Genomic DNA, 21,808 nt, shown 5'->3' with positions numbered 1-21,808 from the left:
CGCGCTACGGTCACCCGTCCGCGTGGACCTGCCAGGTGAAGAGACTCTCGGCGACATAGTTGACCAGCATCGCGACCCCAATCGCGAGCGGGCTCGCGGCGATGAACCACAGGTCAGTTCCAGCGACAACGAGTTCGATCATCAGCCACTGCGTGAGTAGCCAGTAAACTGCGAGCTGGACCGCGACGCCGCCGGACCGGACCAAGTGGGACTTGCCGAGGCGCTTTGCGAACGACCGGCGACCGGTCTCACCCTGACCCGCGAACGTCCAGTGTTCGTTGACCAGAAACATCACGAGAATCGCCGTCTCGACGCCCGCGGCTTTGGCCCACATGTCGCTGACGCCGAATGCCAGGCCGAGCACGGCGAGGACGGTGTTGTCGCTTATCGCGCCGACGACGCCGACGGAGACGAACTGGCCGAACCGGACGCCCGAGACCAGCGACTCGAACCGGTCCGGGACGAGGCGTCGGACCCGCCGTTCGAGGTCCGTCATCGGTCCTTCTCGACGAGGGCGGTCGGCTCGTCGAGGTGCTCGGCCAGGGCGGTGTGGAACCCGTCGTCGCGCAGTTGCTTCGAGCGGTGGCGAGCCGTCAACAGCGCTTCGAGCAGGTCTATCGACGTTCGTATCGGCGACACCGTCGAGCCGGGCTTGTCCTCCCACTCGATGGGGACCTCCTCGATACACAGGTCCAGCGCCGCGGCGATGGCTACCAGTTCGACGTCCCACGCGAAGCCGGGTTCGTACAGATGGTCGCGGACGCGCTCCCAGGCGGCCGCATCGATGGCTTTTGCACCGCACTGGTAATCATACAGCCGTACGTCGAGCAACTGGCCGGCCAGCCACGCGAAGCCGTCGCCGAGGAATCGGCGAGCGAACGTCTGGTGGCTGGCGACGATGGCATCCGGGTGGCGACGGGAGCCAACGGCGAGGTCCGTCCGCCCCTCGGTGACCGGGGCCAGTATCCGTTCGAGCGAGGCGACCGGTGTCGATCCATCGGCGTCGACAAAGGCCAGCACGTCGGTCTCCATCCGCTCGAACCCGGCAGTGATAGCTGCACCTTTCCCGCGGCGATAGGGCACGGTGTGGACTTCGGCTGGGAGCGAGCGGAGCCGTGCGGGAACACCGTCCCGGGGTGCATCAAGTTCAACGACTATAGTCTGCGGTTCAAGAGCATCGTCGATAGCGGCGATATAGGTCCCGAACTGCTCTGTGTCGGGACGGTAGGCGGGGAGAACTACCCCGACGGAACGCGACATTGCCGAATAGTGGGACAGGCGGAACTAAAAACAGTTCGAAGCTGCCGGTTCCTAACCAGTCGATAATCGCGGGAGCAACAAAAAAGCGTATAGGCCAGCGAACCGGTCCCTTCACTGATGCAATACGGGCTCCTCGCCACCTGGCTCGCCCTCTACCTCCTGTTACTGTACGCTGGCGGAACCGTCGCTGGACTGCTGTTTCCCCGCTTTGCCGACCGCGGACTCGCCTTCGGCGTCCCGGTCGCCGTCTCGATACTATGGCTGGTCACCTACTTCGTCGGTCGCCTCTCGCTGACGCTTGGCGTCTGGCTCGGCGTCGCCGTGCTCGCGACGAGTACGGTAGCTGTCCGGCGGGTCGACGGCGCACTCGACCTCCGAACGTACGCCGAAACGGCGGGCGTGTTTACCGTCGGGTTCCTGTTTCTTGTTGGCATCCGAGCGTTCGACCCTGCAATCGTCCCCATCGGCGGCGAGAAGTTCCTCGATTTTGGACTATTACAGTCGCTCGTGCGGGCTGACAGCCTCCCGCTGGAGGACATGTGGTTCGCCGGCGAACCGGTCGCGTACTACTACGGCGGGCATCTCATCACAGCGATTCTCACCAGGATAACGGGGACCGAAGGGCAGTTCGCGTACAATCTCGCGCTAGCGGGGTTTTACGCCACGCTGGTCACAGCGGCGTACGGACTGGCGGGCGCTGTCGCGAGCGAACGCGGCCTCCCGCGACGGCTAGCGGCCGGCCTCACGGCGTTCTGTGTCGGGTTTGCCAGCAACCTATCGACACCGGTCAAGTTCGTCATCTGGCTCTTGCCCGGAGGGCTGGGCCAGAGCGTCGCCGAACGGGCCGGCTACGAATTGAAAGGGCTCGCGGCGGGGCCAGACTCGTTCAGTTACTGGGACGCGAGCCGCGTCATCGAAGACACGGCATCTGATTTCGGCACATACGAGCCCAGTGTGGCGCTAGTCATCGATGAGTTCCCGCTGTTTTCCTGGCTCAACGGCGATATGCACGCCCACATGATGAGCACGGGATTCCTGTTACTTGCTGCTGCGCTCTGTTTCAGCTACTACCAGACGCCGGCCGCCGAACGCCGGCGGCGGCTCGGACTACTTTTCGCTGCGCTCCCGGCCGTCGCGGGCATCATGGCCGTGACGAACACGTGGTCGTTCCCATCGGCGGGCGGGCTGGCGCTGCTGACAGTAACCGTCGCGCCGGCCGACCCAACGACGCTCCTACCAGAGGCCATCGGACAGCGACTCCGGCTGAACGGGTCGGGGCAAGAGGGTGTCCGGATCGGAATGGGACTGGGCGTCGCTGCTGTCGTTCTGGTGCTGGGACTGCTCTGGTCGCTGCCGTTCTGGCTCGGCCCGGCGAGCGGACGCGAGATCGCCGTCCTGCCAGACCGGACCTCGCTGCTGGAGTTGCTGGCCGTCCACGGCCTGTTCGTCGCCCCGTTCTGGCTGTACCTGTACGCCCAGACCGGGCGAGCCGTCGAGCGAAGTACGGCCCGAATTGTCGGTCTCGTGGCCGTTGGCACGGCGGCGCTGGCGGCGACGCTTGACATCGCGGCGGTCGGCCTGCTTGGTCCGCTACTGCTGGGCGCGTGGCTGTTCGCGCGCTCACCGACGCTTGACAGAACAGTCGATGCGGTCCCGGCGCTCGCTGACGGTGGCGACCGACCTGTCGGCTTCGAGTCCGTGCTGATTCTCGCCGGTGCGGGTCTGGTCCTGCTCGTCGAGTTTGTCTTCGTCAGGGAGAACATCGGCCGGATGAACACCGTCTTCAAGACGTATATGCAGGTGTGGGTGCTCTGGGGGGTCGCCGCCGGCCCCGTGCTGGCGTGGCTGCTTACCCGCTGGCGGCCGGCCGGCGAGCAGGCACGGGAATGGACCAGCATCGGCGTTCGGGCGTTCGTCGCCCTGCTTGTCTGTTCGGCATCCCTGTACGGCGTGTTCGCGCTCTCGAACCACGTCAAGTACGCCGGCGACCCGACGCTGGATGGGCTGGCGTACCTCGACGACGACCACCCCGCGGAAGCCGAGGCAATCCGGTGGCTCGACGAGACGACGACCGGACGGCCGACCATCGTCACGGCCGCCCCCGCTGACTACGAGTGGGACGCCGCCGAGGGCGAGGGCGCGAGCGCGCCGTCGAGCCTGACCGGGCTGCCGACCGTCGCGGGCTGGACCCACGAAGCCCAGTACCGCAACGACACGGTGTATGACCGCCGCGTCGACGACGTGGCGACGATTTACACGGGCGAGCCGGCCGAGCAGCGTCGCCTCCTCGAAGCCTACGACGTGCGCTACGTCTACGTCGGCCCCGCAGAGCGGGCCCGCTACGGCGACGTAACTGTCGACCAGCTACAGGGCGTGACCGTGGCGGAACAGGCCGACGGCGTCACTATCTATCAGGTGCGACCGGAGTACTTCTGAAAACGGAGAGCGGATTGCTGCGGGCGAACGGCAGTTACTCAGCGCGCAGTGTCGGGCCGATCAGGACTCGGCGTTCGGCGGTGCGCGCTCGCGGAGGACGGTGACGGCTTCTGCCTCAATGTCGTCTGTATCTAGGTGCATCGGGATGTACTCCTGGGTTTTGAACGTCTCTTCCTCGTCCTCCGAGCCGATAGTACACCAGAGCTGTGGCCGGTCCGGGCCGTGCCAGTCGCCCTGCCGTGAGACCGAGAACACCTCGTACTCCTCGTCGTCGTACTCGATGCGGCCGCCCTTGCGCAGCCCCGGGTCGCCGTGGATAATGAGCTTCTTCATGCGCGTTCCTTTGCCAACAGCGTACTTAGTGACTTCGAAGCCGATTGCGACACAGCGCACCAACCGACAGAGAGCGACCGTGAACCGGCCTGTAACTAGAATGTCCTTATATTCTTGCCGATTGTGGTTAGATGCTTAACACCATGATAGCGGAGATTTATATATCCGAGTAGATGACAGTCGTGTATGTTGAAACAACACCAGCGGTCGTGCGAGCGGGCCTCAGTCGTCGTCAGCCCGATGGACGACGACGGACGGATGGAACTCCGAGATGTCGAAGCCGACGAGACCTACGAGGTCGTGGACTACATCGACGACGAACTGGCAAAGAAACTGAGGTCACTCTCCGCTGGCGAAGCGGTGAATCTCGAACTCATGGGTGGAACGGACGCCGCTGACGTGTTCGGCGCGGTCCGCATCAAAGCGACCGGTCCCGCCGCGCGGTTCCAGTAGGCTGTCATGGGGTGGGTCGGGCGGACAGACGCGGGAAGTGGGGCAAACGGCAGGTGCGAACCAAACGGGTTTTAAGCGGTCACGTCAAATCGCTCGGTAAGGCCGATATCTATGCAGATGCCACGACGATTCAATACGTACTGTCCGCACTGTAACGAGCACCAGGAACACGAGGTCGAGAAAGTCCGGAGCGGCCGCCAGACCGGCATGAAGTGGATCGACCGCCAGCGCGAACGCAACTCCGGTATCGGGAACGACGGGAAGTTCTCGAAGGTCCCGGGTGGCGACAAGCCCACCAAGAAGACGGACCTCAAGTACCGCTGTGGCGAGTGTGGGAAGGCCCACCTCCGCGAGGGATGGCGCGCCGGCCGACTGGAGTTCCAGGAGTAACGATGGCAGGAAGCTTCATTACCGTCGAATGCCCCGACTGCGAGAACGAACAGACTCTCTTCGAGAAGGCCGCGAGCGAAGTTTCGTGTGCCGTCTGTGGCCACACAATCGCCCGCCCGACGGGCGGCAAGGCCGACATCGAAGGCGAAGTGACCGCCGTCGTCGAGGCCCGATAGGATGAAATACAGCGGCTGGCCCGAACCGGGCGAACTCGTCGTCGGCAAGATCGACGAGATCGAGGACTTCGGCGTGTTCGTCGACCTCGACGAGTACGAGGGCAAGCGCGGCCTCTGTCACATCTCCGAGGTCGCCAGCGGATGGATCAAGAACGTCCGCGACCACGTCAACGAAGGGCAGACAGTCGTTGCCAAGGTGCTTGACGTCGACGAGAGCGCCCAGCAGATCGACCTCTCGATCAAGGACGTCAACGACCACCAGCGAAAGGAGAAGATTCAGGAGTGGAAAAACGAGCAGAAGGCCGACAACTGGATGGAACTGGCCTTCGGCGAGGACTTAGACGACGAGACCTACGCCGCCATCGCAAACGAACTGCTGGCTGAGTTCGGCTCGATGTACGACGGGTTCGAATCAGCGGCAATCCACGGCAACGACGCCCTCGAAGAGGTCGACCTCTCCGAGGAGGAAATCGACGCCATCGTGCAGACGGCTCGGAACAACGTCTCTGTGCCGTACGTTCAGGTCACCGGCTATGTCGACCTGTCCTGTCCCGAAAGCGACGGCGTCGACATCATCAAGGAAGCACTGCAGGCCGCCGAGGGCAACGGCGAGGTCCCCGACGAAATCGAACTCGAAGTGACCTACGTCGGCTCACCTGAGTACCGCATCCAGGTGCAAGCGCCCGACTACAAGACCGCCGAGGACGCGCTCGAAGAGAGCGCGGACCGCGCCGCGGCGGTCGTCCAGCAACACGGTGGAACGGGACAATTCCACCGTGAGCGCAGCGAAGACGACGAGTAAGCCGGTTGTCGTTCAGTGAGTCACTACCGATGAAATCGGATATCCGCGTCTGCACTGCCTGGAAGTCCGAGCACGCCCGGCCGGTGTACACGCTGGACAACACCTGTCCGGACTGCGGGGCCGAAGCAGTCAACAGCGTACCCGCGCCGTTCTCGCCTGAAGACAGCTACGGCGAGTATCGACGTTCTCTTAAGCGCCGCAGCCGCGAATAAGCCGTATGGACGAATTCGACATCGAGACTGTAGCGGACCCCGACCTCGACGACCCGGTACTGGTCGAGGGGCTGCCCGGCGTCGGCCACGTCGGCAAACTCGCCGCCGAACACCTACTGGAGGAACTCGAAAGCGAGCTCGTTCGGCGTGTCTACTCAACACATTTCCCGCCACAGGTCAGCATTGACGACGGACAGGCGGAACTTGCCTGCGCAGAGTTCCACGCCGTGACGCCGGAGGAAGGCCAAGACCTGCTCGTGCTTTCCGGGAATCATCAGGCCCAGGACAACCAGGGCCACTATGGCCTGACCGACACGTTCCTCGACATCGCCGACGAGTTCGGCGTTCAGCGGGTGTTCGCTCTCGGCGGCGTCCCGACCGGCGAGCTCATCGAGGAGTACGACGTGCTCGGCGCGACGACAACCGAGGATTTCAAGGAAACGCTGGAAGACGCTGGCGTGGCCTTCCGCGAGGACGAACCTGCGGGCGGCATCGTCGGCGTCTCCGGCCTGCTGCTGGGCCTGAGCAAGCGCCGCGACGTGCCGGCCAGTTGCCTCATGGGCGAGACCTCGGGCTATCTGGTCGATCCCAAGAGCGCGCAGGCCGTTCTCGAAATCCTCCAAGACGTCATCGGGTTCGAGGTCGACTACAGTTCGCTGGAGGACCGCGCCGACGAGATGGAGGAGGTCGTCCGGAAGATTCAGGAGATGGAACAGCAGAACTCCCCGTCGCCCACCGACGAGGACCTCAGATACATCGGTTAAGACGGATTTCTGTCCCCGTGTCTCGGCTGTCACCGACGGCGGAGCCGGTACCCTCCGAAACTGATTGGTGGGAGCCCGCCTGAAGCAGTCACCTGTTGCCGGAGAGCGGGAATTTCTTTACCACTGGACCCTAATTCGTGGCCGTGCAGACACAACCGGGTATGCCGCCGGAGTGGCTGGTCCTCGGGCTCGCCCTCGGCATCGCCGGAACCCTCGTTGTCGCCGGCCTATTCGTCCTCGCGAACCGCGTGTTTCCGGCCGAGCGGCCGAACCGGCAGGCGACAGACGGCGGGGAGATGCGACGCCGGGCGGAGCTGCGCGAGTACCTCACCGCTATCGACGAGCAGTTCGCCGAGAACCACTTCGTCGAGGGGCAACACGTCGCCTTCTATCTCCCCAAGCGGGACGTGGCAATCACGTTCGACGCCCGAGCGTACTACCGCATCGAGCGGTCCCCGACTATTCCCGTACTGGTCGAACACGAGATGCCGGGCGTCTATCTCGGCGCACGCCTGCCCTTCGAAACGCCCGAAGTTGACCTCGGCCCGGATCCCGAAGAGGAACCACACCCGACAGTCCAGGCGTTCAGCGAACTGGGACTGACACAGAGCGCGTCGCTGGACGACGTGAAATCGGCCTACCGCGAGCGCGTCAAGGAGGTCCATCCGGACCACGGCGGCAACGAGGACGAGTTCAAGCGCGTCCGGGAGGCATACACCACTGCGAAACAGCACGCGTCCGGGGCATCGCGACAGCGAGCGTCGTAAGCGGAGACTGAAGGCCCCTCACTGCATCGGGACACAGCAGACCGGGACAGACGCATTACGGACAACGGTCTCGGTGACGCTTCCGGTCAGGTATCGCGTGAGGCCGGAGCGGCCGTGTGTTCCCATCGCGATGAGGTCGATATCGTGTTCCTCGCTGTAGGAGAGAATCGCGCGTGCAGCCGGGCCGCTTGCGATGTTACCTGCGACACTGACATCTGCGTCGCTGGCACGCTCATGGACCGTCGCAAGTGCCTCCTGGCCAGTTTGCTCAGGCGCCTCGTGAATCTCTGCTGATCCTTCAGCGCCGCCGAACCGGCTCGTGTCGACAGAGTAGAGCGTGTGTACGGTTGCGTCATACAGCTCCGCTAGCGTGACCCCCCATTCGATTGCGAGTGTTGCCCCCTCGCTGCCGTCAGTCGGGACGAGAATGTTTTCGTACCGTTGCTCGCCGATTTCGACGATATCCCCATCCGGAGTGACCGTGACGATTGGGACAGCGGCAGTCCGCAGCGTCTTTTCTGCAACACTCCCGAGTGCAACCCGTTCGAACCCTGTCCGTCCCTGCGTCCCCATAACAATGAGATCGATGTCGTGAGCATCGACGTAGTCGTTGACCGCCTGAAACGGAATCCCCGACTCGACGGCGGTAGTGATTTGCCCGGAGAGATGCGCCCTGGCGAGTCTCGCGATGGAGTCTACCGCCCGTTCAGCCGCCTCCGTGAGGAGACGCTCCCGGTCGGTCTGCCCGTCAGAATTCAGCTCCGGTTCGATGTCACGGGCGTCAACTGCTGACAGTACGTGGAGGTCGGCACCGATTGTAGCTGCGAGATCGATAGCTCGCCGAGCCCCTATTCGTGCCCCGTCACTGCCGTCGGTCGGCACGAGAATCGAGTTGATCGTGTGGCTCATAGCCACGGTTTGACAGGCTATTGATTTAACACTACGTTCGATTCCCGCCACGTTGCAGAGTGAGTTTACGACCGCTCTGTGCTCGTAGGTGTACTGCATCTTGCACGCCTCGGTCAACGGACGGCGAACCGACCAGCTGCCGCCGGCAAGACCGAGAGGCGTTCACAGCCGACGGGACTGCATCGTGTCTCCGAACAAGGCGCACCACCATTTTATCCACAGGCTGACCGTAGTCACGGTATGATCGCACGGATTCTCGTTCCGATGGACGATTCGGAAATGGCCCGGCGAGCGCTTGGGTACGCCCTTGAGAACCATCCTGACGCGGAGATTACTGTCTTACACGTCGTGGGCGGACCGTCGCCGTTGGGGGGAGCGGCCACCTCACTTGCTCTTGAGGATGATGTCGAAGCGGCTGCCGAGAGGCGTGCGGAAGGAGTATTCGACGAGGCTCGTGAGCGCGCCGCCGAGTACGATGTCGAAATAACCACTGAAGTGCAACTGGGCCACCCGGTCCGGGCGATTCTGAATAGAGCTGACGACTTCGATGCGGTCGTACTCGGAACGCACGGCGGCTCCTTAGCCGATCGGCTGGTCGTCGGGAACGTCGCTCAGAAAGTGTTCCGTAACTCGCCTGTTCCAGTCATTATCGCCCGATAAGTGGTGGCAGCTGCGACCGATGGACAGACTGCCCTAAGCACCGACAGCGACGGGACACCGGCCGTCTGTGCCAGAGTTAGTTTCGAAAGTCTTGCGGGTCGCAAGAGTGACTACGGCGTCACGACGAGCTTGCCAACGCTATCGCGATTCTGCATTGCCACAAACGCCGTACCGGTCTCTTCAAGCGAGTACGTCTCCTCGATTTCGGGGGAGAGCGAGCCGTCAGCAACGAGGCCGACGAGTCGTTCTAGGTCGCCCTGCGTCCCCATCGTACTCCCGATGACACGTTTATGCCCGAGGAACAGGTCCGGGATGTCGATTTCGGACGTGCCGCCGGCCGTCCGCCCACAGACCGCCATCCGGCCGCCGCGTCGCAGCACGTCAAGGCCGACCTGCGTGTACTCACCACCGAGGTGATTGAGCACGCCGTCGACTGTGCCGACATCGTCGACTGCCGCCCGAATCTCGTCCGGGTCGGTGCTCTTGATTGCGTGGTCCAGACCGAGCGATTCGACGCGGTCCAGTTTGTCCTGAGAGGAGGAGGTGCCGACAGTGTCAGCGCCGAGCGCGTCGGCGAGTTGCACGCCCGCGACACCGACGCCGCCGGTGACGCCCGGGACGAACACCAGGTCGCCCGGACTAGCCTCGACCCGCCGGAGCATGTGGAAGGCCGTCATGTAGGCCGTCGGCAGCGCGGCCGCCTCGACCGTGTCCACGCCGTCGGGGAGCGCGACGAGGCGGTCGGCCTGCACGCGGGCCGCCTCGGCGAGGCCGCCGTGGTACAGCGAGAAGTTCGCACAGAGGTTCTCCGGCCCCTCCCGACAGTAGCGGCAGGTCCCGCAGGTCTCGTTCGGGCAGAGTACCACCCGGTCTCCGGGTTCGACGGCGGTGACGCCCTCGCCCACGGCGTCGACGGTCCCAGCGACATCGAGACCGGTGACAAAGGGCAGGTCGTCCGCGTCGACCATCGCGGAATCGCCTTCGAGAATCCAGAGGTCGTGGCGGTTAATTGCGCACGCCTCGACGGAGACCACCGCCTCGCCGCGTCCGGGTTCGGGGGTCGGTCGGTTGACAATCGAGACGCCGTCCGGGCCAGTGAGTTCGCTGAACGCTGCGGCGCGCATCAGGCCAGTGTTGTGCCACGACGGGCTAAACGACACCGAAGTGTGCGGTGCTGTGTCACGGCGTCCCCCACTCCGGCCGACGGCGGCCTCAGATGCCCTGGCTCATGAGGTGACTGCGCAGCAGGTCCGCCTCCTTGCTGCCGGCGACGGGGTTCACGAGGACGACCACGTCGTCGCTGTCGAAGGCACCGTCGTCAGCCAGCGCCCGCGCGCCGGCGACGGCCGTCCCGCCGGTCGCGCCCGTCTCCGGCCCCATCTCGCAGCCGTCGACGGCACCGGCCAGGATGTCCGTGTCCGGGACGGCGACGCCGCCCCCGCCCGAGCGCTCCAGCGAGTCGAGCGCCGCAGCGCCGGCGGCGGGGTCGGGGACTTCGAGCGGGCCGACGATGGTGTCGGGGTGTTCGACCGTCGCCGGCTCGTCGTCGCCCTCGCGTGCGGCGTCGGCGATGGCGGCCGCCGAGTCGGGCTGTGCGGCGTAGATTCGCGGGACTGCGTTCGCGAGGCCGCTGTCGACCGCCGCCTGGAATCCGCGTTCGAGGCCGACAACTGTCTCACCGTGGCCGGTTGGGTGGACCACCGCGTCGGGGGCCGCCCAGCCGAGGTCGTCGGCGGTCTCGAAGGCGACGGACTTGGCCCCCTCGACGCGGAAGGGGTGTCCGGGCGCGACCGGAACCCAGCCCTCAGCGGCCTCGGCCAGTTCCTCCTCAAAGGCTGAGACGGCGTCGTCGTACCGGCCCTCGACGACGCGCATGTCGCCGCCATGGACGTTCACCATCGCCTTGTTCAGGAACGGACACCGCGAGGGGACGAAGCCCTTCGAGTCGACGCCGGCGCGGGCCGCGTAGGCGGCGCTGGCCTGTGCGCCGTTGCCCGTCGAGGGCGTCACGACGCGCTCGGCCCCGCGCTGGGTGGCGGCGGTGACCGAGAGCGAGAGCTTCCGGTCGCCCAGCGAGGCCGTCGGATTGCGCCCCTCGTCTTTGACGTACACCGAGTCGACGCCGAGTTCCGCGGCCAGGTCCGGGACCGGGACCAGCGGCGTCGCCCCCTCGCCCAGCGTCACCGTCGCGTCCCGCGGGAACGGCCGCAGCGGCTCGTACCGGCCCGGCCCCGTCGCGTCGGGCAGCGCCGCGGGCGTCAGCTCCGGAACGTCGTAGTCGCCGACGAGGACCCCGCCGCAGTCGGGACAGCGGTCGGCCGTGCTGTCGGTTTCTGCGCCACACGCCGTGCAGATGAGGCCGCGAAACGCCGCAGTCGTCTCCATGTCTCCCCCTGTGGACGGGACGACCAAGTGTGGTCCGGTCCCGCTTCAGCACGCTCTTGTCCGGGGCGGTCGAACCTGAGGGTATGACAGATGTCGTCGTCGCCGGAGGCGGACTCGCCGGGCTGGTCGCCGCCCGGCACTTGGCGGAGTCGGGCCGAGACGTGACCGTCTTCGAACAGGCCTCAGAGGTCGGGGGTCGCGTCCGGACGGTCCACGAGGACGGTTACACGTTCGACCGCGGGTTCCAGGTGATGTTCACTGCGTACCCCGCGGCCAAGCGTGAACTCGACATCGAGGCGCTCTCGCCCCGGACATTCACGCCGGGGGCCACTATCGCTAGTCCGAACCACCGTTCGGTGCTGTCGGACCCGCTTCGCAACCCCACGGCCGCGCCACAGACGCTGCTCAACACCGACGTGCGCACGGCCGACAAGCTCAGGCTGTTCCGGCTCCAGCGCGAGCTGGCCGGCGTCGAGCCGGTCGAACTGCTCTCCCGCGGCGGGCGGACCATCCGGGAGTACCTCGCCGACTACGGGTTCTCGCGGCGGTTCGTCGAGCGGTTCGCCGCACCCTTTTACGGCGGCATCACGCTCGACCGCTCGCTGGGGACCGACAGCAGCATCTTCGAGTACACATACAAGATGCTGAGCGAGGGCGAGATATTCGTCCCGGCCGACGGGATGCAGGCGATGCCGCGACAGCTCGCCGACCGCGCTCGCTCGGCCGGCGCGACCATCGAGACCGACGCGGCCGTAACTGACATAGATACCCACGACGGCGAGGTCACTGTCGAGGTGGGCACGGAGACGGTGACGGCCGAGAGTTGCGTCGTCGCGACGGACCCGGAGACAGCGGCAGAGCTGACGGATATTGATGCGATTCCGACTGCGCCGGTCGGCTGTGTCACGCAGTACTTCGCGCTCCCGACGAACCGCGCGCCGACGACCGGCCAGCGCATCATCCTCAACGCGGCCGACGACCGGCCCAACACCGTCGCGCCGCTGTCGGCGGTCGCCAGCGAGTACGCGCCCGCCGGCATGGAGCTGTACAGCGCCACGTTCCTCGGGACGCCCGACGCGAGCGACGCGGACCTGGCCGCCGAGGTCCGGGACGCGCTCCGGTCGTGGTACCCGAACGCGAGCTTCGAGGCGCTCGAACACCTCCGGACCGACCGGGTCCCGTTCTCACAGTTCGCTCAGCCGCCGGGGTACCGAGAGTCGCTCCCGGACCCGACAGCGCCGGACGGAAACGCGGTGCTGGCCGGCGATTACACCCGCTGGTCGTCGATACAGGGTGCGCTGGAAAGCGGCAAGGTCGCCGCTGATCTGTTACGATAGTAGAACTGCTGAGACAGCTCCGAAGAGACGGCGGTCTATGCGGCTGGACCGCCGCTATTCGTGTTTCCCTCGTGGTCTGGCCCCTCCCCTTCGAGGACTTCAGAGACGTACTTTATTGTCGCGAAGTACAGCAGCAGTAGCGAGAGCAGCGTAATCGCGATGAGACCCAGCGCGATTTCTGTCTGAACCATATTCCAGCGTCCACCGTCGCGGCTCAAATACTTACCGTTATAGCATGCGACGGAACTCCCCCAGCGGCGGGAACGACAGCGTCTCGCGCCCGCTCTCGTCCCAGACCACTGGCTCAAGTCGGTCGGCGTCGGTGACCAGCGGGGACTGGAAGTCGCTGGCTCGCATCTCGTTGACCTCGACACCGGCGTTCAGCCTGTTGAACGACGGGAGCATCACCACGTCACTGCCACGGTACTGGCCGGACCCGACAAGGTAGCAGGGCCGGCGCTGGCCCTCGATGGCAATGGTGGGGTGGTCGTGCCCGACGACGTAGCGGTCGGCGTCGGCCTCGGGGGCCTCGTGGCCGTGGCAGACGACGGTGTCGCCGACCCGGTAGGCCGTCTCGGTCGGCCCGTCCCACACGCTGTCGAGCATCGTGTCGTGGTTGCCCGGCGTCACGAGCAGCCGTGCACCGGCCGTCCGGCAGGCCTCCCTGAGGCCGGCGACGGTGCTCTCAACCGACCGGGGGACGGTCCGGAACGAATGCAGCAGGTCGCCCGCGACGACGACCTCGTCGGGGTCGTGGCGCTCGACGAGCGACTGGAACCGCTGGACCATGTCCGAACCGGAGCCGACCGGGAGTTCGAGGGTCCCGCCGGTGCCCCGGCCGACGTGGAGGTCTGCGACGACGAGCGTGCCGTCGAGCAGGAGCGACCGGTCGTCGTAGCTGGCTGTCATCGCCGTGAGGTCGGCGCTGGTGACGCTTATATTGTCGGTCACGCGGATGGTCGGTGCGGAGCCGCCCGTGTATCCGGGCCTGACAGTGTCGGTGGTATTTTTACCTGCGACTCCCGTGACTCCTGTATGGTCGACGTCCTGGAGAACAAGCGGGCCGCGACGCGGTTTCGGGTCCTCGTGGAGATCGCCGAGCGCCAGCCCGCAGTGAGTCAGGGCGAAATAGCCGATGCCGTCGGCGTGACGAGCCAGGCCGTCAGCGAGTACATCCGCGAACTCGTCGACGACGGACTCGTTGAGAAGGAAGGCCGGTCCCGCTACCGGGTCACCAAGGAGGGCGTCGACTGGGTGTTCCAGTCTGCGACCGACGTTCGGCGGTTCGCCGACCACGTCACCGACGACGTACTCGGGAGCGTGCAAGAGGACGCCGCCATCGCCACGGCGGATCTGGAAGAAGGAGAGACGGTGACACTCTCACTGTCGGACGGGCTGTTGCACGCCCATCCCGGCGGCGGCGACGCGACGGGCGTGACGACGACGAGCGCCGCGGCGGGCGATGTCGTCGGCGTCACCGGCTTCGAAGGCGTCATCGACCTCGACCCCGGCCACGTCAGCGTCATCCAGGTCCCGCCAGTCCGGTCGGGGCCAGTCGAGAACATTGACGAGATCGCCACAGCCTGTGCAGATGTCCCCATCGTCACCGCAGCGGGCGTCGAGTCCGTCGTCGCGCTCCGCGATGCCGACATCGAACCGACGACACATTTCGCGGCTGGCGAGGTAGCTGCCGCCGCCGCATCACGGGGACTCAATGCCGTCGTCGTCGCGACACAGGACACTGTCGGCCGTGTGACCGACGCGCTTCGCGACGCGAGCGTCGACTACGACGTGACGCAGTGACCCGCGAGTAGCGGGACTTTTCCGCTCGGCTGCCGTCAGGACACCCATGAGCGACCACGATATCCATGATGCTGTCGAGGCGTTCCTGAACGAAGCCGACGACGCCTACGGCGAGTACGAGCAAGGGTACACCGACGCTGATGCGACGCTCCGCCGGCTGGAAACGGCTATCGAGGAACTGCGGACGGCGGCCGAGGAGTAGGACGCCGTCCATCGTCGGGCGAACAGTATTGTAGTCTCAGATTCATGTAGTCCGTATGACGGATGTGGTTCTGGTAGACGGCGCACGCACTGCACACGGTGAACTGCTGGGTGGCCTCGCAGAACGAAGCGCGATAGAGCTGGGTACGGCAGCCGTCGAGGGACTGCTTGACCGAACCGCAATTGATAAACACAGTGTCGACTGGGTCGGCCTCGGAAACGCGGTACAGGCGGGCGTCGGCCAGGTTCCGGCCAGACAAGTCGTCGTCGAGTCGCCGCTCCCTGACGATGTCGCCGCCACGACGCTCAACGAGGCATCGGGGTCCGGGTTGCGGGCGATCACGACTGCCGCCGACCGTATCGAGGCCGGTCGGGCGTCGGTGTGTTTCGCCGGCGGTATGGAGTCGATGTCGAACGCGCCGTATCTCGTTCCGGATATGCGCGGCGGTCACCGACACGGGAACAGCGAACTCGTCGACGCGATGATCTGGGACTCGCTGTGGGACAAACACTACGACGCGCACATGGGCACGCTGACAGAGGAACTCGCCACAGAGCACGATATCAGTCGTGAGGCGCAAGACGAGTACGCTCGGCGGAGCAACCACCGGGCCGGCGACGCCATCGAGTCGGGGAAGTTCACCGAGGAGTTGGTCCCCGTCGAGACGGCCGACGGGCTCGTGACCGGGGACGAGGGGCCGCGGCCGGACACGACCGTCGAGCAGTTGGCGACGCTGCCGCCGGCCTTCGTCGAGGGCGGCACGATCACCGCCGGCAACGCCTCGAAGCTCTCTGACGGAGCGGGTGCAGTGGTGCTGGCCGACGCCGAGACGGTCAAGCGCGAAGGGCTTGGACCGATGGCCCACGTCGAAGATTACGCGGTTGCCTACCGGGACCCGTCGGAATTCTCTATCGCCGTCCGCGACGTCGTCGAAAAACTGCTTGAGCACAATGACCTCGCCGTCGCCGACGTGGACCACTTCGAACTCAACGAGGCGTTCGCCGCGCAGATGGTGTACGTCGCTGACGAACTCGACATCCCCGCCGAGAAACACAACCCGCTCGGCGGCGCGGTGGCGCTCGGCCACCCTATCGGGGCCAGCGGCGGCATCCTCACGACCACGATGCTGTACGCGATGGAACGAGAAGACCATCACCGCGGCATCGTGGGGATGAGTGTCGGCGGTGGCGGCGCAATCGCGATGTCTGTGGTTCGGTAAGGACTCGCCAGCGACGAGGCGAGTGAGCGTCGGCGGTGGCGGCGCGAAACGCCACGAACTGAAAGCGGAAGGGCAAGCGGGCACGCCGCACGAAATCAGCCGAAAGGAGAGGATAACAGTTAGATTACGAGCTTGTTTTTCCGATTTCCTCCAGTGAGAGTGTGTAGTCTCCGCGTCCGCTGTAGACATACACGAGGATACCGATCTCGCTGACCTGTGAGAAGTCGTCGATGATTATCTGTTCGTTGCTGTCCTGCGTGTAGGACGCGCGGTCGTAGTCGTTCGGCGTGGGTATGCGACCGTCGAAGGAGACATAGAGGTCGAAGTCAGCATCAGACGGCCCATTGAGGCTGAGGATCAGTTGCAGCGGCGAGTCCGTCTTCAGGGAGTACGTGTACGTATCATAGTCAAGCATCCCGCTGAGCGAGCCGGACGAATCAGTGGTGATGCGGTCTTTTGCTTCAGAAGAGACAGAGACGTTGACTGACGTGGTTGCCTCGGCACCGTCATTATCGGTCACAGTGACGGTAACAGTGTAATCGCCAGTGTCGGTGTACGTATGGCTGACCTCTGCTGCGTCCGACCCCTCAACAGGGTCAGAGCCGTCGCCGAACTCCCAGCGGTAGTTCGTTATCGAGCCGTCGGGGTCACGGGAGCCGCTGGCATCGAAGATAATCTCTCTGTTGACAGTGACAGTTCGCGAGTCGTCGTTGAGCGTCACGATTGGCGGTTCGTTTTTCGAGCCCCCGCCGGCAGTGACGAAGTTGTATGCATCCGCAAGACCGACACCGACGAACTGGCTGTCCTCACTCAGTGGCTGGGCAGTGTCCAGAAGGTTCTGTCGGGTCTGACTGACGGGCCATTCGTGTCTGTCGAGTCCGAGCGCCGCAACGCCGGCGACGGCAGGGGACGCCATTGACGTTCCGGGGAACTGCGCGTAGTCTCCTCCCGGAACGGATGAGAGGACATCATTGCCCGGAGCTGCGATGTCGACTTTCTCACCGTAGTTCGAGAACTCGGTGGGACTCTTGTTCTGATCGACGGCACCGACGGCGACACATTCTTCGTAGGCTGCTGGGTACGACACGTCCTGCTGACTTGGCGGGTCACCGTCCTTGTGGTTACCGGCTGCACAGATGAGGAGGACACCCTGATTCCATGCGTACGAGACGGCGTTTTTCATCGTCTGGTTGTAGCCGCCACCACCGAGGGACATGTTGATAATGTCCGCCCCCTGATCAGTCGCCCACTCGACAGCGTTAGCGATATCGGCGGTTCGGCCCCCGTTTGGGCCGAGTGCACGACAACTCAGAAGCCGTGAGTTACTGACACCTGCGATACCGGTTTCGTCATTCGTTTCGCCGGCAGCGATGCCGGAAACGTGTGTCCCATGCTGAGCGGATTGTGGTGCGGGGTCGCTGTCGTTGTCGACGAAGTCCCGTCCTTTCTGGTTCCCGAACTGTCCGTCAAGGTCGGGATGAGTGTAATCCGTACCGGTGTCTATGACAGCGATGGTGACATCCTTGCTGCCGAAGGTAACATCCCAGGCTTTCGGAGCATTGACAAGTTGTGGCGCGTACTGGCTGTCGAACTTCGGATCGTTTGGAATCGTGGCGATCGGCTCGCGAACGTGGTTGAATTCCGTGTACTTGACTCCCTCAATTGCTTCGACCGTCGGAAGAAGTTCTTCCGTGAATTTCTGTGGGACTGCTGAGCGAAGGTACGAAAGCGACTCGTTCACGTCGATAATATCGAGCTGCTCGAGGTCGGATCGCTCCTTTATTTTGCTATGAACATCTGATGCGTTTTTATCATTTGAAACACCGATCAGATATTCTTTTGTATCAGAATTTTGTGATGCACTGGCTTCTCCACCAAAGGCTGCGACCGTTACAGCGGAACCGAGCATCTTGATGACTGATCTTCTGGACGGTTTCGGCAGAGTATGTCGAGACATCCGACTCCCACTAAATATGGGTGAGTTATAAAACTAATATATAATTCCTCATGCAGCCCGTTATTCAATAAACCGAATAACATAAACTGCATTATGAATACGTGTTTATTCTGATATCTGATATATAATGGGATAGAAATAAACTTGTTATTAGTTTCTTTAGTCAGTGGGTCCAGCAGAACAGACGGACGATTCCAATGCTACCGAAGCACAAGGAAGAATTATCGGGCCAGCCGCCCCGAAACAGAGTATGACCGAATTCTCTAAACGAGTAGAGCAGGTATCGATTTCGGGCATCCGTGAAGTGTTCGAGGCGGCCGGCGAAGACGCGATTAACCTCGGCCTCGGCCAACCGGATTTTCCGACGCCGGAGCACGCACGCGAAGCGGCCGTCGAGGCAATTCAAACGGGGGAAGTCGACGCCTACACGTCGAACAAAGGGACCGAGGAACTCCGAGACGCCATCGCCGCCAAGCACGAGCGGGATAACAACCTCGACGTCGACCCCGGAGACATCATTGCCACGTCGGGCGGGAGCGAGGCGCTGCACATCGCCTTGGAGGCCCACGTTGATGCAGGACAGGAGGTTATTTTTCCGGACCCGGGGTTCGTCTCCTACGACGCGCTGACCCATTTAGCCGGTGGGACGCCGCGACCGGTGCCGCTGCGTGAGGACCTCACGATGGCCCCCGAGACGGTCGAGGAAGCAATTACCGACGACACGGCGGCGTTCGTCGTGAACTCGCCTGCCAACCCGACCGGCGCGGTTCAGACCCCCGAGGACATGCGGGCGTTCGCCCGTATCGCCGACGAGCACGACGTGCTGTGTATCTCCGACGAGGTGTACGAACACCAGGTCTTCGAGGGCGAGCACCGGTCACCAGCGGAGTTCAGCGACTCGGGAAACGTCGTCGTCGTCAACGCCTGCTCGAAGGCGTACTCGATGACGGGCTGGCGGCTCGGCTGGGTCACCGGCGCGACGGACCGAATCGAGCGAATGTTGCGCGTTCACCAGTACGCACAAGCCTGTGCGTCCGCGCCGGCCCAGTACGCCGCCGAGGCGGCACTGACCGGCCCTCAAGAGCCGGTCGCGGAGATGCGCGAGGCCTTTCAGGAGCGCCGCGACGTGCTGCTGGACGGCCTCGAGGAGATGGGACTGGACTGCCCGACGCCCAAGGGCGCGTTCTACGCGATGCCGAAGGTCCCCGACGGGTGGGTCGACGAGGTCATCGATCGCGGGGTCGTGGTCGTCCCCGGCGACGCCTTCGGCGAACACGGCGCGGGCTACGCTCGCATCTCCTACGCGACGGACACGGAGACGCTGAAAGAGGCCATCGATGTCATGGCCGACGCGACGGCGGCGCTCCGCTGAGCGGGGGTCAGCGCGGCCGACGCGGACGCTCGCAGGTGTCGTCGGACCGGACCAGTCGCCCCGAAATTGGAACAGTCTCGGGGGAGAGTGCGAAGAAACCCTTTATCGGTCGGCCGTCTGGACTCCGGTATCCCATCGTGGCACATGCATCCGAGTCCAGCGCGCCCGTCGGCGGGGAGAGACAGGACTATACGACCGGCAGACGCAGGTCCCGGGAGGACAGTGGGATGGAGAAAGCGCTCTGGTACCTGTTGACGGCGACGCGTGGCGGCGCCAACCGGGCGCGTATCATCGACGCTCTCTCGGACCGACCGATGAACGCAAACGAACTCGCCGACGAACTCGACGTGGGCTACAAGACGATCAGACATCATATGGAACAGCTAGAAGAACACGGCGTGGTCGAATCCGGCGACGAGGAGTACGCCAAACTCTACTTCCTGACCGACCGGTTCGACAACTACCGCGACACCTTCGAGGAGATCGTGGAGAAAATGGACGAATGAGGGAACAAATCACCCGGGCCGCGACCGGCCGACGGGAGGGGCGGCGCTAATGGCGATGGGACCGCTCATCACCGCCGCGGCGGCGCTCGCGGGACTCAACGTCCTGTTACTACTTCCGCTGCTGGGCGTCTGGGTCCGCAACTACGCGACGTTCCGGACGGGACTCGTCGCCGGCCTCATCGCCTTCGCCGTCGCCATGCTCGCCGAGAACGCCATCGCCGTCTACTTCTTTTTCTCGATGCAGAGCTTCTACGCCGGCGACCCACACGTCCAGCAAGCCGTACTGGTCCTGCGCTCACTGCAGTTTATCGCCATCGCCGGACTGAGCTACACGACGCTTCGGTAACCGCGGGTGGCAGCGACGGCCCGTTTCCGGACTGTCCGTGAGTGACACTGTGCTGTCGCCCGAACAGGTTCGGGACAAACGCCTGACTGGCGTGGACCATCATCGGACGTATGAGCACAGATCAGCAGGACGCGGTCCGCGAACTCGACGTTCGAGACATCGACGGGGAACCGTTCGGGCACATCATGGACGCGCTCGACTCGGTCAGCGAGGACGAGGCGCTCCGGCTGGTGAACAGCTTCGAGCCGGTGCCGCTGTACGACGTTCTCACGAAGAAGGGGTATCAGTACGACGCGGAGCAGGTCGCCGACGAGAAGTGGCACATCACGATACGGCCGGACTGAGATGCGGACCGAGCGCGCCTCGCGGTGGTTCGTCGCCACCAGCGCGCTGTTTTTCGTCGGCTTTCACGCCGCGATGGCGGTCGCCGCCCCCCGGCGAGTCGTCGTCACGCTCGGTCTCTACGGGTTCGTCCTGCACGTCCTGTTCGGGAAGGCCTACGCGCTCGTGCCGCCGTACTTCGAACGGGACCTCGCGTGGGAACTGGGGCCAGCCGTCCAGTTCCCGCTGTCCGTCCTCGGCACAACAGGGCTGGCGCTCGCGCCGCTTGGCCCGTCGTGGCTCCGACCAGTGGGAACCCTTCTCTGGGTCGGCGGCGTCGGGGTCTTTCTCGGAACGCTTGGGTGGACGATTGCCGGAAACGTCACCGGCACCGCGACGGGGACCGGCGGCGCGAACGCCCACCGGGAGCCGGTCGACCGAACCGCCAACGTCGCGGTCCCGATTGCGCTCGGCTACCTCGCGCTCGCCGCGGGGAGCGCGCTCGCCACGACCGCCGGCTTCGGGTCGGTCCACCCCCAGCAACTGTCGCACCTGCTGGCCGCGGGGACGGCCGCGCTGTTCGTCTTCGGCGTCGGCTTCCGGCTGTTCCCCCGGTTTCTGGTCGCGGCAGTGCCGCGCCCGGTCGTCGCCGTCGTCGTCGCGACCGGTGCCGTCGGTCCCGCGCTGCTCGGGTTCGGGCTGTTCGACCGCACGCTCCTCCTCATTGGTGGCGTCGTCGAGGCCGTCGCAGTCGCTGGGTTCGCGCTGTCGTATCTGGCCCTCTTTCTGCGGTCGGAGCGACGCCGCGTGGGGTTCTACGCGGTCCTGTTGGCGGTCGTGGCCGGAGTCGTCGGTATCGGACTCGGGTTGACTGTCGCCGTAACCGGTCGGAGCCCGGCGCTGGTCACCGCGCACTATCGGGCGATGCTGGCGGGCTTTCTCGGACTCACTGTGGTCGGGGCAGCGTTCCAGTTCTACCCGCCGGCAGTCGGCGTCTGGCCCTGTGCAGATGACCGGACGGCACTGCTGTCGATTGCACTGCTTGGGAGCGGACTCGGCATACAGCTACTCGGTCTTGTCGGCCGTATCGGCTGGATGAGACCAGTCGGCACAGCGGCTGGCGGTCTCGGCGCGCTCCTCTATACGTATCTCCTGGTAGCAGCGTTCGCTCGCCGCTGGCAGTAGTGGCGACCCACCA

The 21,808-nt window shown here is 64.6% G+C and carries 25 protein-coding genes; 17 read left to right on the top strand and 8 right to left on the bottom strand.

Annotated features, from left to right (window positions below; genetic code table 11):
* Positions 1 to 10 precede the first annotated feature (10 nt).
* The gene (locus BVU17_03615) at positions 11 to 496 is read right to left on the bottom strand and encodes a sugar translocase (protein ID AUG46653.1); all 486 of its coding nucleotides are present in this window, start codon (positions 494 to 496) and stop codon (positions 11 to 13) included.
* Complete coding sequence (locus BVU17_03610; GenBank protein ID AUG46652.1) at positions 493 to 1,260, bottom strand: dolichol-P-glucose transferase; 768 nt, start codon at positions 1,258 to 1,260, stop codon at positions 493 to 495. Before BVU17_03610 ends, BVU17_03615 begins: the two co-directional genes overlap by 4 nt.
* A 117-nt stretch (positions 1,261 to 1,377) precedes the next feature.
* Here BVU17_03610 and BVU17_03605 point away from each other — a divergent pair, with 117 nt between their 5' ends.
* The gene (locus BVU17_03605; protein AUG46651.1) at positions 1,378 to 3,696 is read left to right on the top strand and encodes a hypothetical protein; all 2,319 of its coding nucleotides are present in this window, start codon (positions 1,378 to 1,380) and stop codon (positions 3,694 to 3,696) included.
* A gap of 60 nt (positions 3,697 to 3,756) precedes the next feature.
* Here BVU17_03605 and BVU17_03600 read toward each other — a convergent pair whose 3' ends face one another.
* Complete coding sequence (locus tag BVU17_03600; protein ID AUG48827.1) at positions 3,757 to 4,029, bottom strand: hypothetical protein; 273 nt, start codon at positions 4,027 to 4,029, stop codon at positions 3,757 to 3,759.
* Between the two features lie 186 nt (positions 4,030 to 4,215).
* Between BVU17_03600 and BVU17_03595 the strand changes: the two genes are divergently transcribed.
* The 7 genes from BVU17_03595 (at position 4,216) to BVU17_03565 (ending at position 7,593) form a co-directional block, all read left to right on the top strand.
* Positions 4,216 to 4,482: a hypothetical protein gene (locus tag BVU17_03595; GenBank protein ID AUG46650.1), complete on the top strand. Its 267-nt coding sequence runs from the start codon at positions 4,216 to 4,218 to the stop codon at positions 4,480 to 4,482.
* 111 nt (positions 4,483 to 4,593) lie between these two features.
* Positions 4,594 to 4,872 (top strand): 50S ribosomal protein L44e, encoded by a 279-nt coding sequence (locus tag BVU17_03590; GenBank protein AUG46649.1) that lies wholly within the window; start codon positions 4,594 to 4,596, stop codon positions 4,870 to 4,872.
* Positions 4,873 to 4,874: 2 nt separating this feature from the next.
* The gene (locus BVU17_03585) at positions 4,875 to 5,048 is read left to right on the top strand and encodes a 30S ribosomal protein S27e (GenBank protein ID AUG46648.1); all 174 of its coding nucleotides are present in this window, start codon (positions 4,875 to 4,877) and stop codon (positions 5,046 to 5,048) included.
* 1 nt (position 5,049) lies between these two features.
* Positions 5,050 to 5,850 carry a translation initiation factor IF-2 subunit alpha gene (locus BVU17_03580; protein ID AUG46647.1) on the top strand — a complete coding sequence of 267 codons (801 nt, stop codon included), beginning with the start codon at positions 5,050 to 5,052 and terminating at the stop codon, positions 5,848 to 5,850.
* A gap of 29 nt (positions 5,851 to 5,879) precedes the next feature.
* The gene (locus BVU17_03575; protein ID AUG46646.1) at positions 5,880 to 6,062 is read left to right on the top strand and encodes an H/ACA RNA-protein complex component Nop10p; all 183 of its coding nucleotides are present in this window, start codon (positions 5,880 to 5,882) and stop codon (positions 6,060 to 6,062) included.
* A gap of 5 nt (positions 6,063 to 6,067) precedes the next feature.
* Positions 6,068 to 6,826: a proteasome assembly chaperone family protein gene (locus BVU17_03570; GenBank protein AUG46645.1), complete on the top strand. Its 759-nt coding sequence runs from the start codon at positions 6,068 to 6,070 to the stop codon at positions 6,824 to 6,826.
* A 143-nt stretch (positions 6,827 to 6,969) separates the two neighbouring features.
* Positions 6,970 to 7,593, top strand: coding sequence for a molecular chaperone (locus BVU17_03565; protein ID AUG46644.1), 624 nt, complete (start codon positions 6,970 to 6,972; stop codon positions 7,591 to 7,593).
* Between the two features lie 18 nt (positions 7,594 to 7,611).
* Here BVU17_03565 and BVU17_03560 read toward each other — a convergent pair whose 3' ends face one another.
* On the bottom strand, positions 7,612 to 8,502 hold the full coding sequence (locus BVU17_03560) for a universal stress protein (protein ID AUG46643.1): 891 nt from the start codon (positions 8,500 to 8,502) through the stop codon (positions 7,612 to 7,614).
* Between the two features lie 240 nt (positions 8,503 to 8,742).
* Here BVU17_03560 and BVU17_03555 point away from each other — a divergent pair, with 240 nt between their 5' ends.
* Complete coding sequence (locus tag BVU17_03555) at positions 8,743 to 9,162, top strand: universal stress protein (GenBank protein ID AUG46642.1); 420 nt, start codon at positions 8,743 to 8,745, stop codon at positions 9,160 to 9,162.
* Between the two features lie 110 nt (positions 9,163 to 9,272).
* On the opposite strand, the gene BVU17_03550 is transcribed toward BVU17_03555, so the two are convergent.
* Both BVU17_03550 and BVU17_03545 read right to left on the bottom strand, forming a co-directional pair.
* Positions 9,273 to 10,286: an alcohol dehydrogenase gene (locus tag BVU17_03550; protein ID AUG46641.1), complete on the bottom strand. Its 1,014-nt coding sequence runs from the start codon at positions 10,284 to 10,286 to the stop codon at positions 9,273 to 9,275.
* Positions 10,287 to 10,374: 88 nt separating this feature from the next.
* Positions 10,375 to 11,547, bottom strand: a complete 1,173-nt coding sequence (locus BVU17_03545; protein ID AUG46640.1) for a threonine synthase — start codon at positions 11,545 to 11,547, stop codon at positions 10,375 to 10,377.
* 83 nt (positions 11,548 to 11,630) lie between these two features.
* Here BVU17_03545 and BVU17_03540 point away from each other — a divergent pair, with 83 nt between their 5' ends.
* Positions 11,631 to 12,884: a phytoene dehydrogenase gene (locus BVU17_03540; GenBank protein AUG48826.1), complete on the top strand. Its 1,254-nt coding sequence runs from the start codon at positions 11,631 to 11,633 to the stop codon at positions 12,882 to 12,884.
* A gap of 228 nt (positions 12,885 to 13,112) precedes the next feature.
* Here the strand turns inward: BVU17_03540 and BVU17_03535 are convergent, their stop codons facing one another.
* Positions 13,113 to 13,793 (bottom strand): metallophosphoesterase, encoded by a 681-nt coding sequence (locus BVU17_03535; protein ID AUG48825.1) that lies wholly within the window; start codon positions 13,791 to 13,793, stop codon positions 13,113 to 13,115.
* A gap of 126 nt (positions 13,794 to 13,919) precedes the next feature.
* Here BVU17_03535 and BVU17_03530 point away from each other — a divergent pair, with 126 nt between their 5' ends.
* Entirely contained in the window at positions 13,920 to 14,687 is a 768-nt protein-coding gene (locus BVU17_03530) for a Crp/Fnr family transcriptional regulator (GenBank protein AUG46639.1), read from the top strand.
* A gap of 257 nt (positions 14,688 to 14,944) precedes the next feature.
* Positions 14,945 to 16,108, top strand: a complete 1,164-nt coding sequence (locus tag BVU17_03525; protein AUG46638.1) for an acetyl-CoA acetyltransferase — start codon at positions 14,945 to 14,947, stop codon at positions 16,106 to 16,108.
* A gap of 124 nt (positions 16,109 to 16,232) precedes the next feature.
* On the opposite strand, the gene BVU17_03520 is transcribed toward BVU17_03525, so the two are convergent.
* The gene (locus BVU17_03520; GenBank protein AUG46637.1) at positions 16,233 to 18,065 is read right to left on the bottom strand and encodes a peptidase S8 and S53 subtilisin kexin sedolisin; all 1,833 of its coding nucleotides are present in this window, start codon (positions 18,063 to 18,065) and stop codon (positions 16,233 to 16,235) included.
* 250 nt (positions 18,066 to 18,315) lie between these two features.
* On the opposite strand from BVU17_03520, the gene BVU17_03515 reads away from it, so the two are divergent.
* The 5 genes from BVU17_03515 to BVU17_03495 all read left to right on the top strand — a co-directional run bounded on the left by BVU17_03515 (position 18,316) and on the right by BVU17_03495 (position 21,795).
* Entirely contained in the window at positions 18,316 to 19,437 is a 1,122-nt protein-coding gene (locus BVU17_03515; protein AUG46636.1) for an aspartate aminotransferase, read from the top strand.
* 227 nt (positions 19,438 to 19,664) lie between these two features.
* Entirely contained in the window at positions 19,665 to 19,943 is a 279-nt protein-coding gene (locus tag BVU17_03510) for a transcriptional regulator (protein AUG46635.1), read from the top strand.
* 49 nt (positions 19,944 to 19,992) lie between these two features.
* Positions 19,993 to 20,289, top strand: a complete 297-nt coding sequence (locus BVU17_03505) for a hypothetical protein (GenBank protein AUG46634.1) — start codon at positions 19,993 to 19,995, stop codon at positions 20,287 to 20,289.
* Between the two features lie 110 nt (positions 20,290 to 20,399).
* Complete coding sequence (locus BVU17_03500; GenBank protein AUG46633.1) at positions 20,400 to 20,633, top strand: hypothetical protein; 234 nt, start codon at positions 20,400 to 20,402, stop codon at positions 20,631 to 20,633.
* Between the two features lies 1 nt (position 20,634).
* Positions 20,635 to 21,795: a hypothetical protein gene (locus BVU17_03495; protein AUG46632.1), complete on the top strand. Its 1,161-nt coding sequence runs from the start codon at positions 20,635 to 20,637 to the stop codon at positions 21,793 to 21,795.
* Positions 21,796 to 21,808 lie beyond the last annotated feature (13 nt).

It is taken from the genome of Haloarcula taiwanensis (assembly GCA_002844335.1).
Taxonomy (GTDB): domain Archaea; phylum Halobacteriota; class Halobacteria; order Halobacteriales; family Haloarculaceae; genus Haloarcula; species Haloarcula taiwanensis.
Note: the sequence above shows the minus strand (reverse complement) of the source record. Positions and strands in the feature narration are given on the sequence as shown.